Annotated in this window: 3 protein-coding genes; all 3 read right to left on the bottom strand. The window is 31.2% G+C overall.

All coding sequences use genetic code 11. The features are described 5' to 3' along the window. Window positions 1–365: 365 nt before the first annotated feature. Complete coding sequence (locus G580_RS11735; protein WP_211211391.1) at window positions 366–623, bottom strand: hypothetical protein; 258 nt, start codon at window positions 621–623, stop codon at window positions 366–368. A 93-nt stretch (window positions 624–716) separates the two neighbouring features. Beyond that, window positions 717–1,019 carry a hypothetical protein gene (locus G580_RS11730; RefSeq protein WP_028841799.1) on the bottom strand — a complete coding sequence of 101 codons (303 nt, stop codon included), beginning with the start codon at window positions 1,017–1,019 and terminating at the stop codon, window positions 717–719. A 115-nt stretch (window positions 1,020–1,134) separates the two neighbouring features. Beyond that, complete coding sequence (locus tag G580_RS11725) at window positions 1,135–1,464, bottom strand: hypothetical protein (RefSeq protein WP_028841798.1); 330 nt, start codon at window positions 1,462–1,464, stop codon at window positions 1,135–1,137. Window positions 1,465–1,870 lie beyond the last annotated feature (406 nt).

Below are 1,870 nucleotides of genomic sequence, written 5' to 3'. Positions count from 1 at the left end.
ACCACTTCCTTTAATTAAGTCTGCTTTATACGAATTGAGGCAAATGTTTGTAAAGAGATTTTATAAGGAGACACAATTCTCTTGACAAGTGTCCTATATCACGATTTATTTTTATCTTCTGAGATATTTTAACCAAAACAATTCAGTGACTATTGTAGCAAAAATGAGAACTATTTCAACAACAACCTTAACTCAGCTCTTATTGATTACTGTCTCTTTAAATGATCTTTATCTCTTTAGAGCTTAAATCATAAAGCTTGTAGACAAGTTCGTCAATCTGACGCTCGTATTCTTTGACCTTGGCTTGATTTATAGGGTTGGAGGGATATCGTCAGATTAGGTGAGGGAAAGGGTTTTAATTCGCATTATCCTTCTACGTACTTCATGGCCCCAAAGTATTCTTTAACGTTTGAAATTTCCACTTTTTCCCCGTTAGTCATGGAGGAAACCTTAGTATAAAATCTTTTTATTTTGCTGTTTACATCAAGAGGCGGGTGGACTTCAAAAAGCTTTAACAAGAAGGAATGATATTTACTGAATGAATCATCCGCCAAAAAGAAAGGCAAAATTATGTTAAAAAACATTTCTCTTTTTCTGATGATACCGATACACTTGAAATTCATTATTCTTTCAACTGCCTTCTTGGCAGGGGACTTCTCCACTATATCGGTGTAATTGTCCTCTATCTGCTTTTTGAAATAATTGTAAATTCCCATTTAAGTTGTTTCGGCAAGCAAGTGGGAGAAATCTTTTTTTCTTCTATCAGGAAAATTTGCCGGACGGATTGACCTGTAGACCCAGTATGTTTCCTCTAATCTCAGGAAAGTGTCAAAGTTAGGTGGAAGGCTAAAATAATCCTCTATAAACCCCGCTCTGTAGAGCAGAGCTTTTTCTATGAGAGATTGAGTTTTGAGTTTCTTATTTCTCTGTATGGGAGAAGAAGAAAAAAGCTCCAGAAACTGGACCTTATTCTTGGGATAGCCAAGGGCAAGCATTAACTTCACGATAAAAAGCTTCATCAGGTAAGGCAATTCTTAGAAGATTTTGCATTCGTTGGATTTTTGATTGAATGACCTTCTCGCCCAATTTGTTCAATAATTGTTTTATTTAATTTTGGGCGTTGTCCTCATTCGTTCACAACTTATTATATTTATTATATCTTTCATACAATTCTCTCAAAAATTCATATTCCCGGCTAAAATAAATATTACAAATTGCGTTTGCTTCCTCCTTTTTGCCCTTTTGATAAAGAAATTTAACTATTGATTTAATATTTTTTTCTCTATAATATGGTGTAGAATTTTTTAACATCTTTAAATACACTTTACCTATAAATTTAACACTTTGTCCTTTATCTTTGAGGTGATTAAGATACTCAATAAAGAAAGATAAATGGTATCCAACATCAACACATAATACAGATATTTCTAACCATTTTAGATTTTCTTCATTAATTTCTTGCAAAAACGCTGTTAGAAGACATAATTCTAATAATATTTTTTATCATCGTTAGTTAGCTCGCTCTCTTGTTTGTCTTTATATTTATTCTCATAAACCCATCGCCAGAAATTTTTTATTATTTTGTTAACTAAAAGTATTTCGTGTTTATAATCTTTTATGAACCAAAAATAGTTGATTACTTTTCTTATTTGCGATATTGTCCATCTATCAAGCAATTTTCTGAATAAAGTATTATTGTATTATTATCATTTATATCTTCTATGCCGCGCAAATAACTTATACAGATATGCTGAACAAATCGGACTGAAGCATTTTCTGGGAGTAGAATATAAATTGTGTCTTTTAATAAAATATTTTAGAGGCATAATAAAAATTTTTAATATTTTTTAAATTAATGATAACATAAAAC

It is taken from the genome of Thermodesulfobacterium hveragerdense DSM 12571 (genome assembly GCF_000423845.1).
GTDB lineage: Bacteria > Desulfobacterota > Thermodesulfobacteria > Thermodesulfobacteriales > Thermodesulfobacteriaceae > Thermodesulfobacterium > Thermodesulfobacterium hveragerdense.
Note: the sequence above shows the minus strand (reverse complement) of the source record. Positions and strands in the feature narration are given on the sequence as shown.